The 25,297-nt window shown below is 41.7% G+C and carries 26 protein-coding genes, 1 rRNA gene and 1 pseudogene; 19 read left to right on the top strand and 9 right to left on the bottom strand.

The features are described 5' to 3' along the window. Nucleotides 1-11 precede the first annotated feature (11 nt). Nucleotides 12-2,606: a YfhO family protein gene (locus N521_RS10905; RefSeq protein ID WP_035391273.1), complete on the top strand. Its 2,595-nt coding sequence runs from the start codon at nucleotides 12-14 to the stop codon at nucleotides 2,604-2,606. Between the two features lie 23 nt (nucleotides 2,607-2,629). On the opposite strand, the gene N521_RS10900 is transcribed toward N521_RS10905, so the two are convergent. After that, nucleotides 2,630-3,763: an FAD-dependent oxidoreductase gene (locus tag N521_RS10900; protein WP_035391271.1), complete on the bottom strand. Its 1,134-nt coding sequence runs from the start codon at nucleotides 3,761-3,763 to the stop codon at nucleotides 2,630-2,632. Between the two features lie 206 nt (nucleotides 3,764-3,969). Between N521_RS10900 and N521_RS10895 the strand changes: the two genes are divergently transcribed. Then, nucleotides 3,970-4,437, top strand: a complete 468-nt coding sequence (locus N521_RS10895) for a DinB family protein (RefSeq protein WP_035391269.1) — start codon at nucleotides 3,970-3,972, stop codon at nucleotides 4,435-4,437. Nucleotides 4,438-4,441: 4 nt separating this feature from the next. Here the strand turns inward: N521_RS10895 and N521_RS10890 are convergent, their stop codons facing one another. From N521_RS10890 to N521_RS19235, 3 genes are all read right to left on the bottom strand, one after another. Next, nucleotides 4,442-4,864 carry a regulatory YrvL family protein gene (locus tag N521_RS10890; protein WP_035391267.1) on the bottom strand — a complete coding sequence of 141 codons (423 nt, stop codon included), beginning with the start codon at nucleotides 4,862-4,864 and terminating at the stop codon, nucleotides 4,442-4,444. A gap of 67 nt (nucleotides 4,865-4,931) precedes the next feature. Further along, on the bottom strand, nucleotides 4,932-6,095 hold the full coding sequence (locus tag N521_RS10885; RefSeq protein ID WP_035391265.1) for an oxalate decarboxylase family bicupin: 1,164 nt from the start codon (nucleotides 6,093-6,095) through the stop codon (nucleotides 4,932-4,934). A 94-nt stretch (nucleotides 6,096-6,189) separates the two neighbouring features. Continuing rightward, a complete protein-coding gene (locus N521_RS19235; RefSeq protein WP_003217819.1) occupies nucleotides 6,190-6,354 on the bottom strand; it encodes a YvrJ family protein in 165 nt (54 codons plus the stop codon). Nucleotides 6,355-6,520: 166 nt separating this feature from the next. On the opposite strand from N521_RS19235, the gene N521_RS10880 reads away from it, so the two are divergent. Together N521_RS10880 and rsoA are read left to right on the top strand one after the other, a co-directional pair. After that, entirely contained in the window at nucleotides 6,521-7,123 is a 603-nt protein-coding gene (locus N521_RS10880; protein ID WP_035391263.1) for a sigma-70 family RNA polymerase sigma factor, read from the top strand. Beyond that, a complete protein-coding gene (gene rsoA / locus N521_RS10875) occupies nucleotides 7,071-7,292 on the top strand; it encodes a sigma-O factor regulator RsoA (RefSeq protein ID WP_035391262.1) in 222 nt (73 codons plus the stop codon). Before N521_RS10880 ends, rsoA begins: the two co-directional genes overlap by 53 nt. Nucleotides 7,293-7,319: 27 nt before the next feature. On the opposite strand, the gene N521_RS10870 is transcribed toward rsoA, so the two are convergent. Further along, complete coding sequence (locus N521_RS10870; RefSeq protein ID WP_035391259.1) at nucleotides 7,320-8,300, bottom strand: metal-dependent hydrolase; 981 nt, start codon at nucleotides 8,298-8,300, stop codon at nucleotides 7,320-7,322. 191 nt (nucleotides 8,301-8,491) lie between these two features. Here N521_RS10870 and mutY point away from each other — a divergent pair, with 191 nt between their 5' ends. Continuing rightward, the gene (mutY, locus tag N521_RS10865; protein ID WP_035391257.1) at nucleotides 8,492-9,592 is read left to right on the top strand and encodes an A/G-specific adenine glycosylase; all 1,101 of its coding nucleotides are present in this window, start codon (nucleotides 8,492-8,494) and stop codon (nucleotides 9,590-9,592) included. Here mutY and N521_RS10860 read toward each other — a convergent pair. After that, nucleotides 9,579-9,803 carry a hypothetical protein gene (locus N521_RS10860; RefSeq protein WP_008341962.1) on the bottom strand — a complete coding sequence of 75 codons (225 nt, stop codon included), beginning with the start codon at nucleotides 9,801-9,803 and terminating at the stop codon, nucleotides 9,579-9,581. The genes mutY and N521_RS10860 overlap by 14 nt on opposite strands. An 81-nt stretch (nucleotides 9,804-9,884) precedes the next feature. On the opposite strand from N521_RS10860, the gene fabL reads away from it, so the two are divergent. The 10 genes and pseudogenes from fabL to N521_RS10810 all read left to right on the top strand — a co-directional run bounded on the left by fabL (nucleotide 9,885) and on the right by N521_RS10810 (nucleotide 19,433). After that, complete coding sequence (gene fabL, locus N521_RS10855) at nucleotides 9,885-10,637, top strand: enoyl-[acyl-carrier-protein] reductase FabL (protein ID WP_007496726.1); 753 nt, start codon at nucleotides 9,885-9,887, stop codon at nucleotides 10,635-10,637. Nucleotides 10,638-10,712: 75 nt separating this feature from the next. Next, nucleotides 10,713-10,862 (top strand): annotated as a pseudogene (locus N521_RS10850) (gamma-type small acid-soluble spore protein); the annotation flags it as partial. Between the two features lie 174 nt (nucleotides 10,863-11,036). Next, nucleotides 11,037-11,297, top strand: a complete 261-nt coding sequence (locus N521_RS10845) for a YgaB family protein (RefSeq protein ID WP_035391255.1) — start codon at nucleotides 11,037-11,039, stop codon at nucleotides 11,295-11,297. A 147-nt stretch (nucleotides 11,298-11,444) separates the two neighbouring features. After that, nucleotides 11,445-11,975 carry a nucleoside tri-diphosphate phosphatase gene (gene ntdP, locus N521_RS10840; RefSeq protein WP_008341956.1) on the top strand — a complete coding sequence of 177 codons (531 nt, stop codon included), beginning with the start codon at nucleotides 11,445-11,447 and terminating at the stop codon, nucleotides 11,973-11,975. Nucleotides 11,976-12,070: 95 nt separating this feature from the next. Beyond that, entirely contained in the window at nucleotides 12,071-13,813 is a 1,743-nt protein-coding gene (locus N521_RS10835; protein ID WP_007496730.1) for an ABC transporter ATP-binding protein, read from the top strand. A gap of 112 nt (nucleotides 13,814-13,925) precedes the next feature. Next, nucleotides 13,926-14,948 (top strand): ABC transporter ATP-binding protein, encoded by a 1,023-nt coding sequence (locus tag N521_RS10830; RefSeq protein ID WP_008341948.1) that lies wholly within the window; start codon nucleotides 13,926-13,928, stop codon nucleotides 14,946-14,948. After that, nucleotides 14,917-15,894: an ABC transporter ATP-binding protein gene (locus tag N521_RS10825; RefSeq protein ID WP_019743187.1), complete on the top strand. Its 978-nt coding sequence runs from the start codon at nucleotides 14,917-14,919 to the stop codon at nucleotides 15,892-15,894. The genes N521_RS10830 and N521_RS10825 overlap by 32 nt, the downstream gene beginning before the upstream one ends. Then, complete coding sequence (locus tag N521_RS10820) at nucleotides 15,869-17,455, top strand: ABC transporter substrate-binding protein (RefSeq protein ID WP_017358851.1); 1,587 nt, start codon at nucleotides 15,869-15,871, stop codon at nucleotides 17,453-17,455. The genes N521_RS10825 and N521_RS10820 overlap by 26 nt, the downstream gene beginning before the upstream one ends. Nucleotides 17,456-17,516: 61 nt before the next feature. Continuing rightward, nucleotides 17,517-18,518: an ABC transporter permease gene (locus N521_RS10815; RefSeq protein WP_017358852.1), complete on the top strand. Its 1,002-nt coding sequence runs from the start codon at nucleotides 17,517-17,519 to the stop codon at nucleotides 18,516-18,518. 18 nt (nucleotides 18,519-18,536) lie between these two features. Beyond that, a complete protein-coding gene (locus tag N521_RS10810) occupies nucleotides 18,537-19,433 on the top strand; it encodes an ABC transporter permease (RefSeq protein ID WP_008341942.1) in 897 nt (298 codons plus the stop codon). Between the two features lie 29 nt (nucleotides 19,434-19,462). Here N521_RS10810 and N521_RS10805 read toward each other — a convergent pair whose 3' ends face one another. After that, entirely contained in the window at nucleotides 19,463-20,536 is a 1,074-nt protein-coding gene (locus N521_RS10805) for an FUSC family protein (protein WP_007496742.1), read from the bottom strand. Nucleotides 20,537-20,783: 247 nt separating this feature from the next. Beyond that, nucleotides 20,784-22,079, bottom strand: a complete 1,296-nt coding sequence (locus N521_RS10800; RefSeq protein ID WP_008341922.1) for a glutamate-1-semialdehyde 2,1-aminomutase — start codon at nucleotides 22,077-22,079, stop codon at nucleotides 20,784-20,786. A 129-nt stretch (nucleotides 22,080-22,208) separates the two neighbouring features. Between N521_RS10800 and bcp the strand changes: the two genes are divergently transcribed. Further along, nucleotides 22,209-22,676, top strand: coding sequence for a thioredoxin-dependent thiol peroxidase (bcp, locus tag N521_RS10795; protein WP_007496746.1), 468 nt, complete (start codon nucleotides 22,209-22,211; stop codon nucleotides 22,674-22,676). 159 nt (nucleotides 22,677-22,835) lie between these two features. Then, on the top strand, nucleotides 22,836-23,273 hold the full coding sequence (gene perR, locus N521_RS10790) for a peroxide-responsive transcriptional repressor PerR (RefSeq protein ID WP_035391512.1): 438 nt from the start codon (nucleotides 22,836-22,838) through the stop codon (nucleotides 23,271-23,273). A 35-nt stretch (nucleotides 23,274-23,308) separates the two neighbouring features. Here the strand turns inward: perR and N521_RS10785 are convergent, their stop codons facing one another. After that, nucleotides 23,309-23,656: a YgzB family protein gene (locus N521_RS10785; RefSeq protein WP_017366887.1), complete on the bottom strand. Its 348-nt coding sequence runs from the start codon at nucleotides 23,654-23,656 to the stop codon at nucleotides 23,309-23,311. 189 nt (nucleotides 23,657-23,845) lie between these two features. Between N521_RS10785 and N521_RS10780 the strand changes: the two genes are divergently transcribed. Together N521_RS10780 and N521_RS10775 are read left to right on the top strand one after the other, a co-directional pair. Continuing rightward, the gene (locus tag N521_RS10780; protein ID WP_035391251.1) at nucleotides 23,846-24,724 is read left to right on the top strand and encodes a nucleotidyltransferase-like protein; all 879 of its coding nucleotides are present in this window, start codon (nucleotides 23,846-23,848) and stop codon (nucleotides 24,722-24,724) included. A 316-nt stretch (nucleotides 24,725-25,040) separates the two neighbouring features. Then, nucleotides 25,041-25,297 (top strand): 16S ribosomal RNA (locus tag N521_RS10775); the annotation flags it as partial.

The following is a 25,297-nucleotide window of genomic DNA, read 5'->3' as shown; positions in this document are numbered from 1 at the left end:
AAAGGATTTAGATGATGAAACGTAGATGGATACTCATTGGAATATGCCTCATTCTTGCTTTATTAGGCCACTCCTTTTTCTTATATGAATATACGCAAGACCGATATATGACGGGAGATGGGGATGGCATTTCGCAAATGCTCCCGTTTAAAAAGCTACTGTATGACGAATACGTCAAAGGAAACTTCTTTTATTCCTATCAATTTGGTCTAGGCGGCGGTACATATACGCAATTAGGTTATTATTTTACAACGTCGATGGTCTTTATGGTCACAGTCGCTGTTGTCTGGCTGTTAAATGCGCTTCACCTTATACAGTCAACAGACATTCACTTTTGGGCAAATGCTGTAATTTGGCTGAGTGTGATCAAGCTGACAGTCATTCTGTTCATCGCATATCGTGTGCTCCTTTCGATTGTGCAGCATAGGCTGGGGGCGCTGACAGGTGCCGGTATTTACGGACTGTCTATTGTGTACTTTCGGCATCAAACGTTTTGGGAGTTTTTCACCGACAGCATGATGTGGCTTCCGCTGCTTGTGCTTGGGGTTGAACGTATTTTCAAAACAGGCAAGCCAGCATGGTTTATTGCGGCTTGCAGTCTCATGCTGATCAATAATTTTTACTTTGCTTACATTCACTTTATCTTTTTAGCCATTTATCTCGTCTTCAGATATATGATTAAGCTTCAAAGCGAGGAGCGAGGCTGGAAGGTGTTCTGGACCCTTGCGATTTCTACGTTGTTATCGTTTGGGATCAGTGCTGCCTTTTTTATCCCGTCTGTTTACGGCTTTCTCAATAATGTAAGACCGCCGTATGAACAGGCAATTCCTTGGTTCGAGCTGCATGATCATCTGCTGTTTACAAGCAGGGTGTACTTATTGCCGGTCATCTTTCTGATTTGTCTGTTCCTCGTTCCGCTTTACCGGAACAGATGGTTTTTCATGTTCACATCGATCAGTGTTCTGCTGATCATTTTTCACTACAGTCCAAAGATGGCGAGCGTGTTTAATGGTTTTTCTGCACCGCAGTACAGATTTGAATATATTCTTGCTTTTACAGTTGGAGCAGCCGTAGCCATCACCATCAAGCATTTCTCGCAAATGGAGTGGAAGTGGAAAACACGTGCGGTTTTAGGCGCTTGGCTTGTATTCCTTCTCGCAGTCGCCCTTTCAGAACGAGCAAAGGGAAATATGGATGTTGTTGTATTTACCGGAATAGGACTGCTTGTGATCAGTTTGTTCTTCCTCTCGATACATGTGGGAAAACGTCTGCACCTTCGACTCTTTTCAGCTGTGCTCATCGTTGTGAGCTTACTGACAGCAGGCGTGTATCAGCAGGGCTACTTATTTGAAAGAAGCAATATTAAGAGCGTATCAGATACGTATCTGAATAGTGAGGCGTATGCTGGACATGAGCAAATGAAGCTCATTCAGCAGATTCAAAGCCGCTCAAAAGAAGATCCGCTTGCCCGGATTGATTGGATGAACGGCGTGCGCAACAACACCCCATTGTTTGAAGGCTTTCAAGGCATGAGTGCGTATTCAAGTATATTGAATCAGCATCTGCTCCATTTCTACTGGAATGACCTGCAAATTGATATGGGACGGGAAAGTGTCAGCCGGTATGCAACAATGGGGGACAGGGCGAATTTATACAGTCTGACCTACGGGAAGTATTATATGAGAGACAAATCGATGTCTTTCTCACCGCCGGTTTATTTTAAGCCAATATTGGAAAGCGAACATTATGAAGTGTATGAAAATACACGCCCGCTCCCATTTGCAAGAACAACGAGTACCGTCTATTCAGAAAAGTCACTAGAGCATGTGTCAGCACTTGATAAAGAACATGCGATGTTGCAAGGTGTGATCTTAAACAAAAAAGGAAATGCTGAAATCGACCAATCGCCTGATCGAATAAAGGATACAAACATTCATACTGAACAAGCGGTATACGAAAATGGCGTGCTTGATGTATACGGGGAAACGGGCGGGCTGAATATCACCCTTCCAGATGATATCGCTCGCGTGGGGGATGTGTATGTGAGTTTTTATGTGAAGCGGACCGACCGAAACGAAGGGTTTCAGTTATCTGTGGATGACTACGTCACATCACGCAAAAGCAATACGTCTATCTACAAAACAGGCGTTAATGACGTGACGATTCGAGTCCCTGCGGAAAAGAATATCTCCATACGAGTGCCAAAAGGGACGTATGAGCTGAGTCAATTAAAGCTGTATCATGAGCCTTACCGCACCCTTGCGCGGGCATCTGAAAAAGAAAAACAGGATGATGGCAGCCAGCAGGTGAAGCTTAAAAATAACCGCTTTACGATTTCTTATGAGAACAAGCGCGGCGATGATTATATGATTCTGCCTGTTCCATATGAAAAAGGCTGGGAGCTCACGGTGAATGGCCATCAAACCGAGATTGAACAAGCCAATTATGCGTTTATCGGTTTTCCAATAGAAAAAGGCAAAAACGAGATCGTGCTAACCTACTATCCGCCTTATATCAGAATACTAGCGTTCATTTCACTGATCAGTTTGATCGCTGCGATTATATATGCATGGAGAAAACACAAGAAACACCACTTTTTAGCATAAGTGGTGTTTTTTTATCTTTCATCTCATACGTAAGTTTCTTCATCCCATTCAATCGTGTATTCGTTCATTTTTTTATCAATATCGTTTTGAATACTCATGTGCTGAAATAGCGCATTCAATTCTTCTGTCCTCTTTCTTCGATCTTTTTCATAATAATAGAACGCATCTCGATAATCATGATCCCTTAGCATCTTTGCTATGAGCATGGCATCTTCTAGACTATACGATGCTCCTTGACCAACAAAAGGGTTCGCCGTATGTACCGCATCACCTACAAGAACAACACGTCCTTTTGACCACACAGGAAAATCCTTTATTTCATAGATACTTCTTGGAAAGAACAAGTTAGTATGATCGATGATGTCAGAAAGGTGTTTAGGAATGTTCCAATGTGCCATTTGTTTATATAATAACTGTCGGATGGTTTCTTGATTGGCTTTCTCAAAATGTTTTGTAGGTAACTTCTCAGGACACTGAGAGAAAGCTTGCCATAAAATATTCATTTTATTTGTTGGATGCGCTTTTCCAAAAATGAATTGAAAGTTTCCGTCATTGTAAAAATAACTTGTTGCCTCATCCAATACAAAATCCTTCACAAACGATACTCCTTGTAGTCCCCAAAAACCGCTATAGTCTAATTTAGCATTAAACGCAATAGCCTCTCTTGTTTTAGAAAAAGTTCCATCTGCTCCTATTACAATATCACCTGTTATCTCAGTTTCATCTTCAAAAAGAACCTGAACGGAATGAGGCTGCTGTTTGATCGAGGTTAACTTTTTGTTGTATTTCACTTCTATTCCTTGACGGTGAACTTCTTTTAAAAGTGATTTGATGATTTGGTCTCTCATGACGTTCAGTAAAGGAGCATCATAATATTTTTCACTATAATTGTGAAAGATCGCTTCTACTTCATTTTCACTGTTTATTTGCTGGATCTTCTTTATCACGGTTGCATTTGCTATCACTTCATTTTTACACCCGATTTCATCCAAAATCTTTACCCCATTCGGAGACAGTAAAAAACCTGCTCCTGTTTCTAATTCTTCATCTGACCTGCTTTCATAAATCGTACTTTCCATTCCAGCCTTTTTTAAGAATAAAGAAGTAGCCAATCCTGCTACACCACTGCCGATAATGATCACATTTTGAGATTTCATTATTTTCCCTCCTATTTTATAAACAGACCGGTCGGTTTATTTTAGTGCAAAAAAATAAGCTTTTTCATATAGGACAGCGTATCACAATTCCCCCTCTTCATTTGGTAATTAAAGTATATGATAATATGTTATAAATGATTTCGCAAGAATGAAACTAACCAATTTCTGATCAACTTCTTTTAAAAACATGAAGGGGATAACAAAACATGAACAAAGACACCGTGATAAAACACTATGAACACACCCTTGAATGGGTACATTCACTAACGGAAGTAACAGAAGAAGAATGGCGTTGCACCATTGCTGATGGAAAGTGGAGCATTGCTGAGATCATCGCACATTTCGTTCTATGGGATGAATTTATTTTACACGATCGCCTAAAGGAATTTTGGAACAATAAAGCGTTACCTCAGGCACCTGATGTGCATGAAATGAATCAGCAGTCAGCCGAAAGAGCAAGAAAGGAAGAGAGAAGCGAGACGATCGGGCGATTTATTGCTGTTAGAACAAAATTGCTTCAAAAAATGAAGAAAATCGAAGCACCTCGCTGGACTACACCCTTTCTGATCGGTCAAACCGAGCTGACGTTATCAAGTTATTTTCAAGGTTTGATTAAGCATGATCTTCATCATATGGAGCAGGTCAAACAAGCGCTCTCCACAAAAAGACGATAGCGCCTCACGAAGCTTCCTTATCAAACGAAAACGTCGCATAATCAAACAAAAAATGAAATAGCCAAAGACTTAGCGCAAAGAGAATTTCTTCAGAAGTAGTCAGCAAAATGCCGTCAACCAATTCGTCTGATAAATAGACAGCACCCCAAATAAACAAAAGGTGAAATAAAACGGTATAGAAAACAATGGATCGTTTTTTGGACCGACACTTACGAACAAAACACATGAGCACGTGTTCCAGATGTTCAAAAGAGATCCCGAGTACAACGTAGATGCCCATAAACAGAAGCAACGATAAAACCGATTGATAAAAAGCACCCGTCAAATGAAAGAACAGTACACAAAACAACAAAAATATGTAACAGACAGCTGATAGCGCTATCAGGCATTTCACCCCTTGCCATAAAGCGTGAATAGATTGCTGCATGGATAAACAACACTCCCTTACATGAAGATACCTGCAAAAAGGACAGCCTTTTTGCAGGAAGGTGGAATTAATCCTCTTTTTTAGGTGCAGCGATGACAGGGTGTTTTTCTGTATCAAGCAATTTCAAGAATTCTTCGCCTTGATCTAAATGATCCAAAACAAGCTGTTTCGGTGTGACCGCAAGCCACTGATTGAGCGAGATATCTGCATAATGGTCGCTCTTGAAGATTTCTAAGAAATAAAGCGGTTCGTCACCTGTATTTTCTACATAATGCCCCATCGCAAATGGCACATAGCCAACATCTCCCGCCTGATAGTTAAAGGTTCTTGCATGTCCATCAGAAGCAAATACCGTCATTCGAGCTTTTCCAGAAATGAAATATTGCCATTCATCCGTATTTGGATGCCAGTGCAGCTCACGGATGGCACCTGGATCAACTTTCACAAGAGCGGATGCAATCGTTTTAGACGCTTTAAAATTGGTAGAGTCCGCAATCCACACTTGTCCGCCGCTTGACGTAATTGGCTCCTGTTTTAACAGCTCATATTTAAAGGAATTCGGGACCTCTCCTTGCTCTGTTTGCACCTTGTCACACTCAAGGGAACCAGGAATTCCTTTTTGGAAAATATACTTTTCTTTCTCTGGCAGCTTGTTAAATTGTTCTTTTGTCATTCCAAAGTTTTGGAGAACGATTTCCTCTGGCGTATGGGCAAGCCAATCAGTCACTTGGAACGTACTATTTTCAGAGAAAGACCCATCATCAAACACAAGCAAGAATTCCGCTCCCGGTTCAAGTGCTTGGATAGAGTGCGGCAAGCCAGAAGGGAAGTACCATAAATCTCCCTCAGTCACATCCTCTGTAAAATTCCGCCCCTCTGCATCAACCGATGTAATTCGGGCTTCCCCATAAATCATGTACGCCCACTCCGCTTCCTTATGCCAGTGCAGCTCGCGAATCGCACCAGGCTTTAGCCGCATGTTCACAGAGGCAAGACTTTTAGAAATTGGCAGTTCACGTACCGTTACCTCGCGGGCATAGCCGCCTTTTTCTAAACGGTTGTGCGTATCAGAAAAAGAATATTTCATGTTGGGAACCGTTCCATGATCGGTTTCTGGTGGCGTGAGCATATCTGGGTTTTGTCTGTCTCGCTCGAGATTACGTGGAATTTTGACCGTTGCTCCTTTTTCTCCTCGAATCGGTTGCGGTACACCATTTTGCTTTTCACTCATGATAAAATCCCCTTTCAACATCGTATTGTGTGAGGTGACAAAAGGCCTTTCATTTCGCCCTCGTTTTCATAAGGTGAAACGAATCAAGAAGATGTCAATCTGATTCATCATTTTTTTGAACAGCGACCAATCGTTGGATGAGCTTGCTTAATTCATCAAACTTTCGTTCAAAACGTGTCAGCAAATAAACCGTTAAAATGGCAGGGAAACCAGCCTGACCAAGCTGCTTCAGCCATTCCTCCGAAAAAAAGGTCTCCATTTGTCTCACCTCCCAGCGAATGCTCGTCTTCTCTATAAGTGGTATGAAAGAAGAAATAGGAAATCAAAGGGGGAGAAAATGAACCATTAGACCCGTTTCAAAAAGTTTACTTTTTTTAACTTTTGTCCACTTAATGCAAGTAGAGAGAACAAAGGGGAGGATGCACATGGATTATCGGCTGTTATTGAAAGCAAAATGGAAGGAAATCGTTGACCACCCGCTCATTCAGCAATTTTTAAGCAATCCTAAAAACCAGCAGCTGCTCCGGCAAGTCATGGAAGAGCCAAACGAAGAAAATGCGAAAAAACTAGATTCCGAGTTCAAACAGTTTTATCAAAAAATCCGCATCATCAAGTATATTTCCACAATGATCCGCATCTTTTCAGTCGACTTTGATAAACGAGTGAAAAAAAAGCAGCAACGTTTTCCACTCATACTCGATCATCCCGATACACAAGAAGTGAAAGATCCTGTTCAAACAGATACGTATGAAGCCGTGCTCTTCAACCAGCAAGACTTAGGGGAGCACCTGCAAGACCCAAGATTGTACAAGGCCTACCAGCAGCTCACAGACAAACAAAAAATGGTCTTAACCAATATTTATGTTGAAGGTCAAACAATGAAAGAAATAGCCGACCGGCTAGGCGAAACGAGACAAAACATCTCAAACATCCACAAAAAAGCGCTCAACAAACTAAAAGAAGAAACAGGGGGAGATGTCCGTGCACGAAGACAAAATGACCAATGGAGAAATGGAAGAACTCATTGAAACCTTCACACCCATGATCAAAAAGAAACTACAAAACACGGCATATCAAGAAAGAGAAGACCTCGAACAAGAACTCTATATCAAACTCATCGAAAAAGTAGACTGGCTGATTTACCAAGAGGGACCTGGCTTTTGGGAGTTTATTGTGGAATATATGACGAAGATGTAAGAGTTGTAAGCACAAAAAAAGACTCGCTCACACAGAGCCGAGTCTTAATTTTTTTTGCAGTTTTTCTTCACTGAAAATCCAGCCGGTATAGGAATTTTTGATTTGGTGGTCCATGTCGATATGGCAGATCGCGACAAAAGGATAGTGACCTTTGCTGCGGTAGCGCAAATCAATGAACCGTACTTCATAATGATCCTTGTATTTATCCACTTCCCACCGGTAGACAGGGGAGAAGGAGAGAAAGGCTGATATGTTTTCATCTTGCTTGGCAATTTTCATAATCTCTGTATCAGGGACCGGCACACGGTTAAAGGTGTCTAAAATGATGATCTCACCATTCATACTGCGTCCAACATGGAAAGAGGATTTACATTTCACAGCAATACGCCATTGTCTAAACTTCATTGTAGGCGAAATGATTATTTCCTCAATCTCATCGAATCGTGCACGCAGCTGGCGTTTAATCTGAAGCTGCATGATGACTCTGACGATATAATAACAGAAAATCACGGCATACAGCGTAATAAACGTATAGCCGGGATGCCCGCCAATCGCCCAAACGACAATGGCGACAAGATGTGTAAAAAAGATAAACGGATCAAACGTGTTAATGATCCCAAGCGCTACCCATTTTTTTGAAAATGGACGAATGGCCTGCGTGCCGTAAGCATTGAAAATATCGACAAACACATGAAGCACGACGGCTAATAGTGTCCATAACCAAAGGTGAAGTAAATTTGCCCCCGGCACAAATGGGAAAATCACAGCCGGAATCAGCAATGACCAAAACAGTACAGCCGGAATGGAATGAGTAAATCCTCGGTGATTTCTTATATAAACTGCATTATTTTTTAGTTTTAGCACAGTATCAATGTCTGGTGCTTGGGAGCCGGCGATGGTCGCGATCATCACAGCGTGTGCCATGTGTGGATCTGCGCTGACGGCTGGATCTAAAAGCGCAAGTCCCCCAAGAGAAATGCCCATTACTACATGAGTACCAGTGTCCAATTGATTACCTCCTAGTTGTCATGCTTAGGAACAATCATACAAAGTATACGTTTCTCATCAAGACTATGTGCAAAATCACTTTTGCTTTATCCCGATTTAATGTAACATGTTAACGTATCTACAAACAGTATACAACAAATAAGGTTCTTTTCAGAACGTTAGCTCTCGGTTCGATAAGAAGGAGTATAGAGATGAAAGACATTCAAGAAAAGCTGGACCGCAAAGATATTGCGGGCTTTCAGTATGATTTAATCGATTGGTATGAAAAAGAACAACGGACACTTCCATGGCGTGAAAATCAAGATCCATACCGCGTCTGGGTATCAGAAGTGATGCTTCAGCAAACGAGAGTGGATACGGTCATTCCGTACTTCAATCGGTTTATGGAGCAATTCCCGACGGTGAAAGATCTCGCACTAGCTGATGAAGAAAAGGTCATGAAAGCATGGGAAGGTCTTGGCTACTACTCAAGAGTGCGTAATTTACAGGCTGCTGTGAAAGAAGTATATGAATCCTACGAGGGCGTTGTCCCTGATACGAAAGAGCAATTTTCAAAGCTGAAAGGTGTAGGTCCGTATACGAGCGGCGCAGTGCTGAGTATCGCCTATAACAAGCCATACCCTGCGGTAGACGGCAACGTGATGAGGGTCATTTCCCGTATCTTGTCCATATGGGATGATATTGCAAAACCAAAAACGAGAAACATTTTCGAATTTGCGGTCGATCAACTCATTTCCCGGGAAAAGCCATCAGAATTCAATCAAGGGCTAATGGAGCTAGGTGCGCTTATTTGCACCCCAACCTCTCCTGCATGCCTCATGTGTCCTGTAAACATGCATTGCTCGGCACTTGAGGAAGGCGTTCAGCATGAGCTGCCGGTGAAAAGTAAAAAGAAAAAGCCGACTGCGAAATCAATGGCAGCGGTGGTGTTATTTGATGATGAAGGCCACCTCTATATTCATAAGCGTCCAAGTACAGGTCTGCTTGCGAATTTATGGGAGTTCCCAAACATGGAAACAATGAAGGGAAGAAAAACGGAAAAAGAGCAGCTGATTGATTTCTTAAAAGAGGAAGCGGGTGTACAAGCAGAACTTGGTGATTTAGAAGGCACCATTCAACATGTATTTACCCACCTCATCTGGAATATTTCTGTTTTCTTTGGACGTGTGACCTCTGTATCAGATGACACGATGCTGAAAAAAGTCACAACAGAAGAATTTGAGGCATATGCTTTGCCAGTCTCACATCAAAAAATATGGAAGATGGCACTTGAACAGCCTAGTCATATTTAACCGTTGTACCATGGGTATAATCGGCTTCATTTCGGTGCAGACCCCCGCGGTTTTCAATTTCAGAAATGATTTCTCGATACTTAGATTGCCCTTCTTCGTTTAAATAAGGTAAAATTTGTTGGAAAGCATGATGAAAAAATGCAAGCTCAGTATCTTTCCATTGATCCTTTGACATCATGCCAAGCTGGCTTAAATCGCGTCCGACATACATGAATGTAACCTCCTAATAGGAACTTTCCTATTAGTGTGAAGCGAATGGACGAAAACTATTCAAATCAGGAGATGAACCATAATGAACAAGCGTAAATGTGCACTAATTACAGGCAGCAGTAGAGGTGTCGGGAAAGAAGTAGCCCTTCGCCTGGCTGAAAAAGGATATGACATTGTCATTAACTATGCAAGAAGCAAAAAAGCAGCACTTGAAACAGCTGAAGAAATTGAAGCGATGGGTGTTAAAACATTAGTTGTCAAAGCCAACGTTGGTCAGCCAGAGAAAATCAAAGACATGTTCCAGCAAATTGACGAAACGTTTGGCCGTTTAGACGTATTTGTGAACAATGCGGCATCTGGCGTTCAGCGCCCAATCATGGATCTTGAAGAAAATCATTGGGACTGGACTATGAATATCAATGCGAAGGCCTTGTTATTCTGCGGACAAGAAGCAGCCAAATTAATGGAGAAAAACGGCGGCGGACATATCGTCAGCATTAGCTCACTAGGCTCTATTCGCTACCTTGAAAACTACACGGTGGTCGGTGTATCTAAAGCAGCACTAGAAGCTTTGACACGCTACCTATCCGTTGAGCTGTCACAAAAAAATATCGTCGTAAATGCCGTATCAGGCGGCGCCATTGATACAGATGCACTCAAGCACTTCCCAAATCGTGAAGAGTTATTAGAAGACGCTAAGAAAAATACACCAGCAGGCCGTATGGTGGAAATTAAAGACATGGTCGACAGTGTAGAATTCCTTGTATCAGGCAAAGCAGATATGATTAGAGGACAGACGATTATCGTCGATGGCGGACGTTCTTTGCTTGTTTAAAAAAATGATGAATAAGATGTACACCTTCTGCACAAATTAATGTGCGTGGAGGTGATAATGATGGATAAACAACAAAACAAAACAAACGCACAACAAGTGAAAAAACAAAACCAAGCTGCTGCACAAGGCGGTCAATATGGCACTGAATTTGCTAGCGAGACTGACGCACAGCACGTAAAAAAATACAACCAAAAAGCTGAGCAAAACAAACAACAAAACAGCTAATCACTGAAACAAAGGGAAGCACTTCATCTACGAATGAAGTGCTTTTCTTTTTGCCTCTTTCCACCATCCGACAAAACCTGTAAAACCTCTACATAAACAGTCAAAGGACTTCTTCCTTCTTTCAAGAAATGGTATAGATACAAAAAGTGGAATCGAAGGAAAGGGAGGAGTTAGATGTCTGATTTCGATCAGCTTGTCAAAGAACAAATGCAGCTTATGGATCAGCTGCTCGATGTACAAGGAGAACTTGATCTGTACTTAGAGACAGAAAAACAATTGCTGCAAGGTGAAAAAAAGGAAGAGCGGCATAAGCTTCATGATCAAATCAAACAGAAACGAGAGGAACTGCAAAAAGTCCAGACACTATTTACAAAACAGACTAAACAAGTCATCAATTCGTATAAACAAATGGAGAAGAGCTCAACCGTGATGTAAAAGAGTGTGCCGTTCAATTGGGTTGAATGGCTTTTTCATTTCATTTTTTAATGATGTAACGGTATAATATAATAGAGACATGTTTAGTTGGGAAATTAGGTCTTTGGACTGTTAGGTTTGTTTGTTATAGAAAGTAGGGGAGAAAATATGGGCTATCCCAAGGAAGGAGAAACCATCCAAATTCAAAGCTATAAACATAATGGCTTGATCCACAGGATTTGGAATGAAACCACCATTCTGAAAGCAACGGAATTGTGTATCATTGGTGCAAACGATCGAACAATGGTGACTGAATCCGATGGCCGAACATGGATGACAAGAGAACCGGCTATTTGCTATTTTCATGCAAAACAATGGTTTAATGTCATTGGGATGCTTCGAGATGATGGGGTGTATTATTACTGCAACATCAGCTCTCCTTTTGCGACAGATGAAGAGGCGATTAAGTATATTGATTACGACTTAGATGTCAAAGTCTTTCCGGACATGACATATAATATTTTGGATGAGGATGAATATGCAGATCATAAGAGGCAGATGAATTATCCAAAAGAAATCGATAGTATCTTACGAGAGCATCTAAATACATTACTGCATTGGATTCACCAGCGGAAGGGACCGTTTGCTCCAGAATTTGTGGATATGTGGTATGAACGTTTTTTGCGTTATACAAAATAAGTAACAGCAGCTAAAACCTGTTTGGCTTTTCAAAGCCAACAGGTTTTTGACTGCGTACGGATAAGAGGCACTGATAGATTGGGAAGGAGATTTACATGGGGGTCATAAAACGTTACATGGCTTTTGTAACACCGTATAAAAAACAGATTGCATTGACAATGGTGATCGGAATGATTAAGTTCTCGATCCCCTTAACATTGCCTCTGCTTTTAAAGTATGTCATTGATGATGTCATTCAAGGCTCTGGATCGGCTGAAGAAAAAACATCCACTCTCTTTATTATTATGGGAATCATGCTTGTATTATTTTTAGTGATGAGACCGCCTGTTGAGTACTACAGACAATACTATGCGCAGTGGACAGGCAGTAAAGTATTATTTGATATTCGGGAAAAACTGTTCTCGCACATTCAAAAGCTAAGCCTTCGTTATTACGCCAACACGAGAACAGGGGAAATTATTTCAAGGGTCATCAACGATGTGGAGCAAACAAAGGAATTTGTCATCACAGGGCTTATGAACATTTGGCTTGATTTGATGACCGTCCTGATTGTGATAGCCATTATGTGTACACTGGATCTTAAACTCACCATTGTGTCTGTCATTATTTTTCCGCTGTATGCGTTAGCAGTGAAGTATTTTTACGGCCGGCTTCGCAAGCTGACAAAAGAGCGGTCGCAGGCACTGGCTGAGGTACAAGGGCACCTGCATGAGCGAGTACAAGGAATGCCTGTCATTCGCAGCTTTGCGATTGAAGAATACGAACAAGAGAATTTTCACGATGAAAATAAAAATTTCTTAAACAAAGCGATCAATCATACGAATTGGAATGCCAAAACATTCGCCGTCGTCAATACGATCACAGACATTGCGCCGCTGCTCATCATTGCTTTTGCTGGCTATACCGTCATTAACGGGTCGCTTTCAATTGGGACAATGATTGCCTTTGTCGGCTACATTGACCGGATGTACAACCCGATTCGTCGTCTCATTAACTCATCGACGACGTTAACTCAGTCAGTAGCATCAATGGATCGTATTTTTGAGTTTATTGATGAACCGTATGAAGTAACAGACAAGCCCAATGCAAAAGAAGCCAATCACTTAAAAGGAGAGGTAGAGTTTAAAGATGTGTCGTTCCGTTATGAACATACACAGGAAGAGATTTTACATAATATCTCCTTGAAAGTAGAAAAAGGTCAAACCGTTGCGCTTGTAGGAATGAGTGGCGGAGGGAAGTCGACACTCGTCAGTTTAATTCCAAGATTTTATGATGTCACAAGCGGATCACTCGAAATTGATGGCATTGATATTAAAGAGTACAAGGCAAGAAGTCTGCGGAATCAAGTCGGGATGGTGCTCCAAGATACATTCTTATTCAGTGACACCATTAAAGAAAATATCGCTGTAGGAGACCCCGAAGCATCCTTTGAGAAAATTGTGTCGGCTGCCAAAGCGGCTAATGCGCATGATTTTATCATGTCTCTTCCTGAAGGATATGACACGAAAGTAGGAGAACGTGGCGTAAAGCTATCAGGCGGTCAAAAACAACGAATTTCAATTGCGAGGGTATTTCTTAAAAATCCACCGCTGCTTATTTTAGACGAAGCGACGTCTGCACTTGATTTAGAAAGTGAACATTACATTCAAGAAGCGATGCAAAAGCTGGCAAAAGATCGCACAACTTTTATAGTTGCGCACCGTTTATCAACGATTACACATGCGGACCTCATTGTGGTCATGGAACAAGGCGAGATTGTGGAAAAAGGAACACATGAAGAATTAATGAACCGAGACAGCCACTATCGCCATCTATTTACCATTCAAACATTAAATTAGTAGAAGCCTATCCGATTCTAGCGGATAGGCTTTTTTATGCTTGTCAAAAACATGACATATTTCCCAGCTTGTCTCAATACAATTTTAAAAAGTATGACGGGGTGGTGAAGATGTGAAAGAACAAGAAGTATTGCTAGATGTCAAACAGCTGTCCATTGCCTTTCAGCAAAAAAAGCAGAGAGTACCGATCGTCCATGACATCTCATTCTCTATTCAAAAAGGAGAAACCTTAGGTATTGTGGGCGAATCTGGCTGTGGGAAAAGCATCACATCGATGTCTTTAATGGGGCTGAATCACCAAACAGAAACAACAGGTCACATACAATTTGAAGGTCAAAACCTGCTGTCACTGTCGGAGAAACAATGGCGAGAGGTCAGAGGGAATGACATCTCAATGATTTTCCAGGAACCCATGACTTCTCTCAATCCACTCATGACCATCGGCAAGCAAATGGCAGAAGCCCTTTTTACACATCAGACTATCAGCCAAAAAGAAGCAAAAGTGAAGGCGGTAGATTTGCTTCAAACGGTAGGCCTGAAACAAGCAGCGTCATTACTCAAAAAATATCCACATGAACTATCGGGCGGCATGCGTCAGCGTGTGATGATTGCGATGGCGATGCTGTGTCACCCAAAGCTCATGATTGCAGATGAACCAACGACTGCACTTGATGTCACCATCCAAGCACAAATTCTTCGTTTGCTCAAAAAGTTAAATGAAGAGATGGACACCGCTATTTTATTTATTACTCATGATTTAGGCGTCGTGCGGCAAATATGCCAGCGTGTCATGATTATGTATGCCGGTCGAATCGTAGAAGAAGGAACCGTTGACCGTATTTTTCAAAAACCTCTCCATCCCTACACGAAAGGTCTTTTCGCCTCTGTTCCATCATTTAAAGAGAAAAAAGAAAAACTCATGTCGATTGCGGGTCATGTACCTAAGCCAGGAGCTATTCGGTCCGGCTGTCAATTTGCACCACGCTGTCCATATCAAATGACGCAATGTCTTGAAAAAGACCCATCTTTACAATCCATTTCACACAATCACCGCGTCGCATGTTTTCTAATGGAAGGAGGAGAAGACACTGAATCACCCACTGTTGCAAGTGAATCAACTGACGAAGCGTTATGACACATCGGCATTTTTTTCTAAACACAAACAGACGACTTTGGCTTTAAATCAAGTGTCCTTTCACGTGAAAGAAGGAGAGACGCTCGGCATTGTGGGCGAATCTGGCTGCGGGAAATCAACCCTTGGCAAAAGCTTAATGAGATTAATCGAACCGACTTCTGGCTCAATCCAAATGAAAGGACAAGAAGTGACGCTTCTGAAAGAACGAGACATGCGTTCCTTCAGAAAAGACATTCAAATGATCTTCCAAGATCCATACGCTTCCTTAAATCCACGAATGAAAATCAAAGACATTTTAGAAGAACCGCTCATTGTCCATAAACATGGAACAAAAGCAGAAAGACAAAAGCGGGTAAAAGAGATGCTGCACATTGTTGGGTTTGACCCATCTTATGGAGATCGATATGCGCACCAATTCAGCGGCGGTCAGAGGCAGCGTATTGGAATTGCTAGGGCGCTGATTACTCATCCAAGTCTTGTGATTGCCGATGAGCCAGTTTCCGCTTTAGATGTATCGGTTCAAGCGCAAATTTTGAATTTAATGCTCGAATTGCAAAAGACGCTTTCTCTGACGTACTTGTTTATTTCTCACGATCTAGGCGTTGTCAAGTATATGAGCGACCGAATTGCAGTGATGTACGCTGGCCGTATTGTAGAAATGGGTCCTGCGGAGGACGTATTTCACAAGCCGCTTCATCCTTATACATCGCTTCTTCTGACATCCATTCCACATATGGATCACGTGCTGGAAACGCAGGATGTGTCAGCGGAAGAATCCACCCTGGTGTCAGAAGATGGCTGTCCTTTCTATAAAAGATGTCCAAAAAGGTGGGCGCAATGCTTGCAAGCTGTTCCGCCTTTGTATGAGGAGGAAACAGGTCATGCAGCTGCGTGCTATTTATATCAAAAGGAGGAACACAATGAAGAAGACATGGTTATTCAGTAGTTTCATTTTTGTGCTGGCACTTGCGTTATTTTTAGGGGGCTGTTCATCTTCATCAACATCAGAAGAAAAAGCCACAAAAGACACTCTCGTATTCGGCAGAGGAGGGGACTCTACGTCACTTGATCCGATTACAACAACAGAAGGCGAAACCTTCAAGGTCACAGAGAATATGTTTGAAAAGCTTTTGAATTACGGTGAAAAAGACACGACTATCCATCCGGGCCTCGCAACAGAATGGGATGTTGCAAAGGACGGAAAATCGTACACGTTCTACTTAAGAGAAGGTGTGAAATTTCACGATGGCACAGACTTTAATGCAGAAGCAGTGAAATTCAACTTTGACCGCTGGATGAATGGAGATGCCGAAAAATTTCCTTACTACGGCATGTTTGGCGGCTATAAAAAAGATAAAGGGCATGTCATTAAAGACATCATCGTTAAAGGAGAGCATGAAATTGAATTTCAACTCAAACGCCCGCAAGCAACATTTCTGAAAAACATCGCCATGTCACCATTTGGTATCGCTAGTCCTGCAGCAGTTGAAAAAAGCGGTGATTCATTTAGAGAAAACCCAGTTGGCACAGGACCATTTAAGTTTAAAGAATGGAAGCAGAACGACCGTATTGTCTTAGAAAAGAACGAAGATTACTGGCAAAAAGATAAACCAAAACTGAAACAAATCATCTTCCGCTCTATTCCTGAAAACTCTGCTCGTTTAAATGCGCTTAAAACAGGCGAAATCGACTTAATGGATGGCGTCAATCCGTCCGATTTAGATGGCATTAAAACAGACAAAGCGCTCCAGCTGATTGAAAGACCATCCATGAACGTAGGTTATATCGGGCTGACAGTGACGAGAAAGCCGCTTGATAACAAGTTGGTTCGTCAGGCACTCAATTATGCAGTTGATAAAGAATCAATCATCGAGTCGTTTTATGGAGGGCTTGCTGAACCAGCAAAAAATCCACTTCCTCCGTCATTAGAAGGCTACAATGACGAGATTGAGCCATATCCATATGATCCGGAAAAAGCAAAAGAACTATTGAAAGAGGCAGGCTTCCCTGACGGTTTTCGCATCAAGCTTTGGGCAATGCCTGTGCCGCGTCCATATATGCCAGACGGGATGAAGGTAGCTGAAGTCATTCAGTCAAACTTTGAAAAAGTTGGTGTCAAAGCCGAAATCGTCACATATGATTGGGCGACTTATTTAGATAAAGCAAGTAAAGGCGAAGCAGATGTGTTCTTATTAGGATGGACAGGGGACAATGGCGATCCTGATAATTTCATCTATACATTATTAGATAAAGACAGTATTGGCGGTAACAACTATACATTCTTCCAAAACGATAAAATGCATGACATCCTCATTGAAGCGCAGACCGATACGGATCAAAAGAAGCGAAATGAATTATATCAAGAAGCTCAAGAAATCATTCATGATGAAGCGCCTTGGATTCCATTAGTCCATTCAATTCCAATGCTTGCCGCATCTAAAGATTTAAAAGGCTACCAGCCGCATCCGACTGGTTCTGAAGCATTGACTGACGTATATTTCGAATAAGCAAATAAGGGAGATTGTTCGATCTCCCTTATCCAAACAATGAAAAGGCGGTGAAAGCTGTTTGTTTGCTTATTGTATGAAGCGAGCAGGAATGCTCATTCCAGTACTGATCGGAATGACCTTAGTTGTATTTTCTATTATACGGTTTATCCCTGGAAATCCGGCGCAGGTCATCTTAGGACAGCGGGCAACGAAAGAAGCAGTAGAGCAATTGACGATTCAGCTTGGTTTAGATCAGCCGTGGTACGTACAATATGGTCACTACATGCTGGGGCTTTTAAAAGGCGATCTAGGGACTTCCATACGAACAGGAGCGGCTATTGCCCAGGAAATGAAGCCTTACTTATTTGCTACATTAGAATTGACTTTCTTCGCTATGTTGCTGGCGATTATTGTCGGTGTGAATGCCGGAATCATTAGTGCGTGGTTTAAACATTCTTTCTTTGATTATGTGGCCATGTTTATTGCGCTCATTGGGGTGTCCATGCCGATTTTCTGGTTAGGCTTAATGGGACAGTGGCTATTCTCGATTGAATTAGGTATTTTGCCGACTACAGGACGAGAAAACGTCAGAAATCCGGTAGAGTCGATCACCTATATCCATACGCTGGACACGATTTTGCAAGGACGATTTGATCAATTTTTTGACAGCATCAAGCATTTAATTTTACCAAGTACCGCTCTCGCAACGATTCCTGCTGCGATTATTGCAAGGATTACGAGGGCAAGTATGCTGGAAGTTCTTCATTCAGATTTTATACGAACAGCAAAAGCAAAAGGGGTACGTTCATTTTTCATCATTTATCAGCATGGGCTGAAAAATGCGCTCATTCCGATTTTAACGATTATTGGTCTTCAAACAGGTCTCTTGCTAGGCGGAGCCATTTTAACAGAAACGATCTTTGCTTGGCCGGGAATTGGGCGATATATTTACGATGCCATTAGCTATCGTGATTATCCTGTCATTCAAACTGGCATTCTTGTTGTTGCGCTCATATTTGTGCTGATCAATTTCATTGTGGATATCTTGTATGCAGTCATTGATCCGAGGATTAAATACTAGAGAAGGGAGAGTGACGACATGGAAGCGCAAAAAGAGCTTCAAGCACCTGAACAAAAGGAAGAACGCTCTCAATCACTGATTCTTGAATCGATGAAACTGTTCTTTCAGCACAAGCTGGCGGTCATTGGCACTGTGATTGTCTTTTTATTTCTGATCCTAGCAATCTTTGCACCGCTCATTGCTCCTTATGGAATCAACGAGCAGTCGCTAGGCGAACGATTTAGTGCCCCTTCAGCTGCGCATTGGTTTGGTACGGATGATTTCGGGAGAGACATATTTTCTAGAGTCGTGCATGGAGCTCGAATTTCATTATGGGTGGGTTTCTTCTCCGTTCTCGGGTCGGTTATTTTAGGAACATTGCTCGGATTGATGGCAGGTTACGGCGGTAGATTGCTGGATGCTGTCATCTCAAGACTATTTGATATTTTACTCGCTTTTCCTAGCATTCTATTAGCGATTGCGATCGTTTCCATCTTAGGCCCTTCCTTACAAAATGCCCTTATTGCCATAGCGATTATTAACGTCCCGACTTTTGGGCGGCTGGTTCGTTCAAAGGTGCTGAGCATTAAGCAAGAAGAATATGTTTTAGCAGCAAAGGCAGTCGGGATGTCACACCGCCGCATCGTTCTTCGTCACATTCTGCCAAATAGTATGGTGCCGGTCATCGTTCAAGCGACGCTTGCGATTGGTACTGCCATTATCGAAGCGGCGGCTTTAGGATTTTTAGGATTAGGTGCACAAGCGCCAAGTCCAGAGTGGGGGAAAATGCTTGCCGATGCGAGACCTTATCTCGTACAAGCGCCATGGACTTTATTTTTCCCGGGGATTGCGATCATGCTGACGGTTCTTGGTTTTAACTTGATGGGAGATGGATTAAGAGACACCCTTGATCCTAAAATGAAGAAAATAAAATAAGACCGATTCTAAGAATCGGTCTTTTCTATTTAAGCTTCTTTTTCTTCTGTCTCAATCTCACTATCTTTTGGGTGATACGTTTGGAAGCTTGTAATCAAAGTATCTAGATGCTCCAATTCATCACGGTATTCAATAATACTCGACATCACATTCAGCATATTGTAATCCAGCAAGTCGTTTTCTTGATTTTGCTGGTGCTGAATAAATGATTTCGTTAATGCTTCAAGACGAAGAGAGCATTCATTTTGAAATTCATCGTCCTGCGGTTTCATTTTTCCAACAAACTTCATCAAGGTACGTTCATGCCAATAAAGCAAATAATCAATCTCATCTGTTAAGCTCTCTCTGAAATGCTCTGGCATCAAATGAATTTCATTTTCTAACTTATGAAGCTTTTTCAGCAAGTACAGCGCTCGATTAGACGTCATGATTGCCTGTCTGAATAAAACAAGCTTTCTAGATTTGACATAAGTTGTTTTCTTTAAATAGCTTCGTTCTTCTTTGTATAACAAGTAAATGTGATCTAATTTGATCATGCGTTCTTTTATTTGATCGATGTCATCCTTTAAAGTGGAATGATCAGTTGACTGTCTGGAGCTCAGACGGATCCATTTTAAAATCTCCTCCGTATTTTCCATAATGTGATGAACAAGCTTTGTTTCATACTTTGGCGGCAGGAAAATCAAATTCACTAAAAATGAAGAAAGTACGCCTAACACCACAGTTGCTGTTCGAATTAAGGCAAAGGAAAGGAAATGATCCCCTGCACTTTCTAAAATCGCGATGACGGTTACGAGTGCAATCGGAATCGTGTGTTCAATCTTCAGCTTTAAATTAATCGCAATGACCATGACGGCAGTTAAGCCGATGATGACTGGTCCTGTGCCAAAAAGCAGACCGAACGTAATGGCAAGTGCTGCTCCAATAATATTGGCTTGCACTTGATCAACAATCGTTAAAAATGATCGATAAATAGATGGCTGGATAGCAAATACAGCTGCAATTCCCGCGAAGACGGGTGTCGGCAACCCAAGCCATGTTGCCAGGTAAAGCGCGAGTACAATGGCAATACCAGTTTTTAAAATACGGGCTCCAAGTTTCATTGGTTTTGTCCCTGCATTCCTTTCTTTTCGATAATAGATGACCACTTGTCATATATCATAAATATTTTGATGAAACAACTAAGTAATATACAGCGGTCTTCCGAAATATTCAAGTGATTTTTGAAAGTTCATGAAAACATCAAAAGAAGGTATTGAGAAAAAATGTAACAGATTCACTCGCTTTTGACAATCAAGAGCTGGTAAATAAAAAAACAGACGCATGAATTTACGTCTGTTTTTCTCTTCATTATGATTGTTTCAGTTGTTCAAACGCATGATCTACTGCTTTTAGCGTTTCAGAAATATCATTTTCAGTATGTGCAATGGTTAAGAACCACGCTTCATATTTAGAAGGAGCGAGGTTAATACCTTGTGCGAGCATGAATTTAAAGAAACGGGCGAACATTTCGCCATCCGTATTTTCAGCCTGCTCGTAGTTCACAATCGTTTCCTTTGTAAAATAAATGGTGAGAGCACCTTTTAAGCGATTCACTGTAATATCTACTTGATGTTTTTTTGCGTGGGCTAAAATTCCCTCTTCTAACATTGCCCCGAGCTGATCCAGACGTTCGTAGACTCCGTCTTCTTTTAACACTTCCAAGCATGCAATACCAGAAAGGATGGAGGCGGGATTACCTGCCATCGTACCAGCTTGGTAGGCTGGTCCAAGCGGGGCGACTTGCTCCATAATTTCTTTTTTGCCGCCGTAAGCGCCAATTGGAAGACCGCCGCCGATAATTTTACCTAATGCAGTGAGGTCAGGTTTTACTTGAAGCAAGTCCTGTGCACCACCATACATAAAGCGGAAAGCTGTAATGACTTCATCATAGATGACTAGAGCCCCTTTTTCATGAGTCAGGTCATTAACCTGCTGCAGGAAACCGTCTTTAGGCTCTACGATGCCAAAGTTCCCGACAATTGGCTCAACAAGAACAGCTGCTACTTCATCACCCCAGCGGTCTAATGCTTCTTTGTAGCTGTCTATATCGTTGAATGGAACGGTAATGACTTCATTGGCAATACTTTTAGGCACGCCCGCTGAATCTGGTGTTCCTAAAGTGGAAGGTCCAGAGCCGGCCGCAACTAGCACAAGATCAGAATGACCGTGGTAACATCCGGCAAACTTAATGATCTTTGTTCTGCCTGTATAAGCGCGAGCGACACGAATTGTCGTCATCACAGCTTCTGTACCTGAATTGACAAAACGAACTTTATCCAAAGCAGGCATCGCTTCCTTCAGCATCTTAGCAAAAGTGACTTCATGCTTCGTTGGTGTTCCGTAAAGGACACCTGTCTCGGCTGCTTTCGTGATGGCTTTTGTAATATGAGGATGAGCATGTCCCGTAATAATTGGACCGTATGCTGCCAAATAGTCGATATAACGGTTTCCGTCAACATCCCAAAAATAAGCGCCTTCGCCTTTTTCCATTGCAACAGGTGACCCGCCGCCCACTGCTTTATATGAACGAGATGGGCTGTTAACCCCTCCAACAATATGCTCCAGCGCCTCTTGATGTAATTTTTCTGATTCGGTGAATTTCATAAATAGCCTCCTATCTCAACGTATCACGTCGTCTATCATTATTTTAACATGCCGATGCAAGCGTATTTAGTTGAATATCTTCTCGAAATTGGATAGGCTAATGAAAAAATAGGTTGGAGGGATTGTATCATGACAATCGAAGTGGGGCAGCAAGTACCTGATATTGAATTACTTGGTGATAATGGAGAGAAAGTAAAGCTCTCTGATTTTAAAGGGAAACACATTGTCCTTTATTTTTATCCAAAAGATATGACGCCGGGGTGCACAACGGAAGCCTGTGATTTCCGTGACCGCCATCAAAGCTTTGCCGAATTAGATGCTGTCATCATCGGCGTAAGCCCAGACGGTCAAGACAAGCACCAAAAGTTTAAAGAAAAACATGACTTACCTTTCCTGCTTCTTGTAGATGACGAACAAAAATTGTCTGAAGCTTTCGGTGTATGGAAGCTGAAAAAGAACTTTGGTAAGGAATACATGGGAATTGAACGCTCAACGTTTCTTATTAATAAAGAAGGAAAACTTGTGAAAGAGTGGCGTAAAGTAAAGGTGAAAGATCATGTGGAAGAAGCGCTTGAGGAACTGAAAGCTCACGCTTAATATGTTGACGAGATGAGATCGGCAGTCGTGCCGGTCTTTTTTGTATAGAAGAATAGGTAAAAAAGAGGATTGTAATTGACAAAGTTTCGGCTCTGGGGGTACACTATTTATAAAGATTATAATATAAGAATATTTTTGAAAAGAGAGGTGCATGATGAAATGGCTGCTCACGAACTAAAAGCCGCTTTAGATGCTCTAAAAGAAACCGGTGTTCGAATTACTCCGCAGCGCCATGCCATCTTGGAGTTTCTCGTAAATTCTATGACACACCCAACCGCGGACGATATATATAAGGCACTTGAAGGGAAATTTCCTAATATGAGTGTAGCAACGGTTTACAACAATTTACGAGTCTTCCGGGAATCTGGATTAGTAAAAGAATTAACGTATGGGGATTCCTCAAGCCGATTTGATTTTGCGACATCTGACCATTACCATGCGATTTGTGAAAACTGCGGAAAGATCGTTGACTTTCACTATCCTGGCCTTGATGAAGTAGAACAGCTTGCATCCCATGTGACAGGCTTTACAGTAAGTCATCATCGCTTGGAGATCTATGGCACTTGTCAAGAATGTGCAAAAAAAGAAAATCATTAATGAAAAAGCTGACCAGTTGAATGGTCAGCTTATTTTTATGACTTTTTTCGATTGTAGGATTCATCAAACTCTTTACCCTCTAATGCTGGATCAAGTGTAAGCGGTTCTCGGCAATGCATGCACATATCCACTCGTCCGAGCACCTTTGTTTCCTTCTCACAGCCTGGACAAATTACTCGTACAGCCTTGGTAGAAAGCATACCGATCCAAAAGTAAACGGCTGTACTCAATCCAATCGATAACACGCCGAGTAGCATAAAGAAGGTCGACAGCCAGACCGATTCCTTGAAGAACACACCGATATACATGATCAAAAAACCAACAAAAACCAAACTAAGTGCAAATGTTCTGATTTTATTAATCTTACTGGAGTATTTCGCCATCCCTAGTCCCCCTTATCTCCAATATAGCACATTTTACCTTTCTATTTGAATTAGTTATAGAGTTTTGTGAATAAATTGCTTATAATGATTCAATGATCTTTTTTCATGTATTGAAGGAATTTTGATTCTATGAGGAGAAATACATAGCATTAGAGAAGAACCTTACACCCGAGTATTGGAGGAATCACTATGGAAAATCTTCTCCGTCCTATTTATCAAGAGAGAGCAAGTCATCCAGATACATTAGCTGTGATTATAGTAGAAAGAAGACATAAAGTATCTTCTGAGACGGATAACTTTGATGCAGCGCTTCTAGTCATCGTAAAGGATGCGGAAGAACCGTTATTTATTAAGCACTATGAATCCGATCACCAAACAGCTTCTTTAAATGTTGTCACAGATGATCAGTTGAAAGAATGGATTACCTTAGGTACCAACAGACGGATTATTGATTGGATTTTAAACGGAAAAGTCCTGTTTGATCGAAATGAATATATTTTCAACTTTATTGATGAACTGAGTACATTCCCGTTTTCTAACCGCAAGCTCAAAATTGGTTTAGAATATGGCAAGCTCATTCGCAGATATATAGAAGGAAAAGCATTTTTTGAATCAAATCAATTCCTCGATGCATATAATTCCATTGTGCATGCCCTGCATCATCTGGCGCGTATTGAAGTGATTGATAAAGGCTTCCACCCAGAAGTGACCGTTTGGAACCAAGTACGTCATATGGAGCCGGAAGTATATAAACTTTATTCAGAGCTGATTGAAAGCCACGAAAGTCTTCATAAGCGGTTAGAACTTTTATTCCTAGCGAATGATTTCTTGATTCATTCAAAAGCAGAAATTGGTGCGGCTCATTTGCGTCAAGTCATGGAACAGCAGGAAATTTGGCTGTTTGGCGAGCTTCTTGCACATCCTGATCTCAAGCATTTCACACCTGATCTTAGTGTGATGATTGATTTCTTTGTGGAAAAAGGAATTGTGCTAGTAGAGCCAATTGAGACGAAGGGGCAAAAAATCTATCACCGAGGATATTTTGTTAAAAAAGATATTGACGCATGAATATTATGATGGTATATTATTAAACGTCGCTAATGAGCAACCGAGTTGCTTTGAAAGAAAAGCGGACAAAAAGAAATTCAGAAAAACACTTGACGCACACGGTGCTCAAATGTTATATTAAGAAAGTCGCCTCTGAGCGACAATGAAGATGATCTTTGAAAACTAAACAAGACAAAACGTACCTGTTAATTCGAGTTTTTATAAAAAAATCCTATGATACATCATAGGTAGTCAGTCAGACTGACGAGGCAGGAAATGATCACATGCTAAGTTCGCTACATCGTGTAGCAACGCATGTGTGATATGCATCCTGCATACCTCGGAGAGTTTGATCCTGGCTCAGGACGAACGCTGGCGGCGTGCCTAATACATGCAAGTCGAGCGGACAGAAGGGAGCTTGCTCCCGGATGTTAGCGGCGGACGGGTGAGTAACACGTGGGTAACCTGCCTGTAAGACTGGGATAACTCCGGGAAACCGGAGCTAATACCGGATAGTTCCTTGAACCGCATGGTTCAAGGATGAAAGACGGTTTCGGCTGTCACTTACAGATGGACCCGCGGCGCATTAGCTAG

Source organism: Bacillus sp. UNC125MFCrub1.1 (genome assembly GCF_000701305.1).
Taxonomy (GTDB): Bacteria; Bacillota; Bacilli; order Bacillales; family Bacillaceae; genus Bacillus; species Bacillus altitudinis.
The sequence above is the reverse complement of the archived record's forward strand: the minus strand, read 5'-3'. Positions and strand labels throughout refer to the sequence as shown.

What these genes read in the sequence shown, in the direction of transcription:
- N521_RS10885 (WP_035391265.1), bottom strand. Translation starts at nt 6,095, where the DNA reads ATGAGTGAAAAGCAAAATGGTGTACCGCAACCGATTCGAGGAGAAAAA.
- N521_RS10835 (WP_007496730.1), top strand. Translation starts at nt 12,071, where the DNA reads ATGGGGGTCATAAAACGTTACATGGCTTTTGTAACACCGTATAAAAAA.
- N521_RS10890 (WP_035391267.1), bottom strand. Translation starts at nt 4,864, where the DNA reads ATGCAGCAATCTATTCACGCTTTATGGCAAGGGGTGAAATGCCTGATA.
- ntdP (WP_008341956.1), top strand. Translation starts at nt 11,445, where the DNA reads ATGGGCTATCCCAAGGAAGGAGAAACCATCCAAATTCAAAGCTATAAA.
- N521_RS10845 (WP_035391255.1), top strand. Translation starts at nt 11,037, where the DNA reads ATGTCTGATTTCGATCAGCTTGTCAAAGAACAAATGCAGCTTATGGAT.
- bcp (WP_007496746.1), top strand. Translation starts at nt 22,209, where the DNA reads ATGACAATCGAAGTGGGGCAGCAAGTACCTGATATTGAATTACTTGGT.
- perR (WP_035391512.1), top strand. Translation starts at nt 22,836, where the DNA reads ATGGCTGCTCACGAACTAAAAGCCGCTTTAGATGCTCTAAAAGAAACC.
- N521_RS10900 (WP_035391271.1), bottom strand. Translation starts at nt 3,763, where the DNA reads ATGAAATCTCAAAATGTGATCATTATCGGCAGTGGTGTAGCAGGATTG.
- N521_RS10905 (WP_035391273.1), top strand. Translation starts at nt 12, where the DNA reads ATGATGAAACGTAGATGGATACTCATTGGAATATGCCTCATTCTTGCT.
- N521_RS10800 (WP_008341922.1), bottom strand. Translation starts at nt 22,079, where the DNA reads ATGAAATTCACCGAATCAGAAAAATTACATCAAGAGGCGCTGGAGCAT.
- N521_RS19235 (WP_003217819.1), bottom strand. Translation starts at nt 6,354, where the DNA reads ATGGAGACCTTTTTTTCGGAGGAATGGCTGAAGCAGCTTGGTCAGGCT.
- rsoA (WP_035391262.1), top strand. Translation starts at nt 7,071, where the DNA reads ATGTCCGTGCACGAAGACAAAATGACCAATGGAGAAATGGAAGAACTC.
- N521_RS10780 (WP_035391251.1), top strand. Translation starts at nt 23,846, where the DNA reads ATGGAAAATCTTCTCCGTCCTATTTATCAAGAGAGAGCAAGTCATCCA.
- N521_RS10860 (WP_008341962.1), bottom strand. Translation starts at nt 9,803, where the DNA reads ATGTATGTCGGACGCGATTTAAGCCAGCTTGGCATGATGTCAAAGGAT.
- N521_RS10880 (WP_035391263.1), top strand. Translation starts at nt 6,521, where the DNA reads ATGGATTATCGGCTGTTATTGAAAGCAAAATGGAAGGAAATCGTTGAC.
- N521_RS10895 (WP_035391269.1), top strand. Translation starts at nt 3,970, where the DNA reads ATGAACAAAGACACCGTGATAAAACACTATGAACACACCCTTGAATGG.
- N521_RS10805 (WP_007496742.1), bottom strand. Translation starts at nt 20,536, where the DNA reads ATGAAACTTGGAGCCCGTATTTTAAAAACTGGTATTGCCATTGTACTC.
- N521_RS10785 (WP_017366887.1), bottom strand. Translation starts at nt 23,656, where the DNA reads ATGGCGAAATACTCCAGTAAGATTAATAAAATCAGAACATTTGCACTT.
- N521_RS10810 (WP_008341942.1), top strand. Translation starts at nt 18,537, where the DNA reads ATGGAAGCGCAAAAAGAGCTTCAAGCACCTGAACAAAAGGAAGAACGC.
- N521_RS10820 (WP_017358851.1), top strand. Translation starts at nt 15,869, where the DNA reads ATGAAGAAGACATGGTTATTCAGTAGTTTCATTTTTGTGCTGGCACTT.
- fabL (WP_007496726.1), top strand. Translation starts at nt 9,885, where the DNA reads ATGAACAAGCGTAAATGTGCACTAATTACAGGCAGCAGTAGAGGTGTC.
- mutY (WP_035391257.1), top strand. Translation starts at nt 8,492, where the DNA reads ATGAAAGACATTCAAGAAAAGCTGGACCGCAAAGATATTGCGGGCTTT.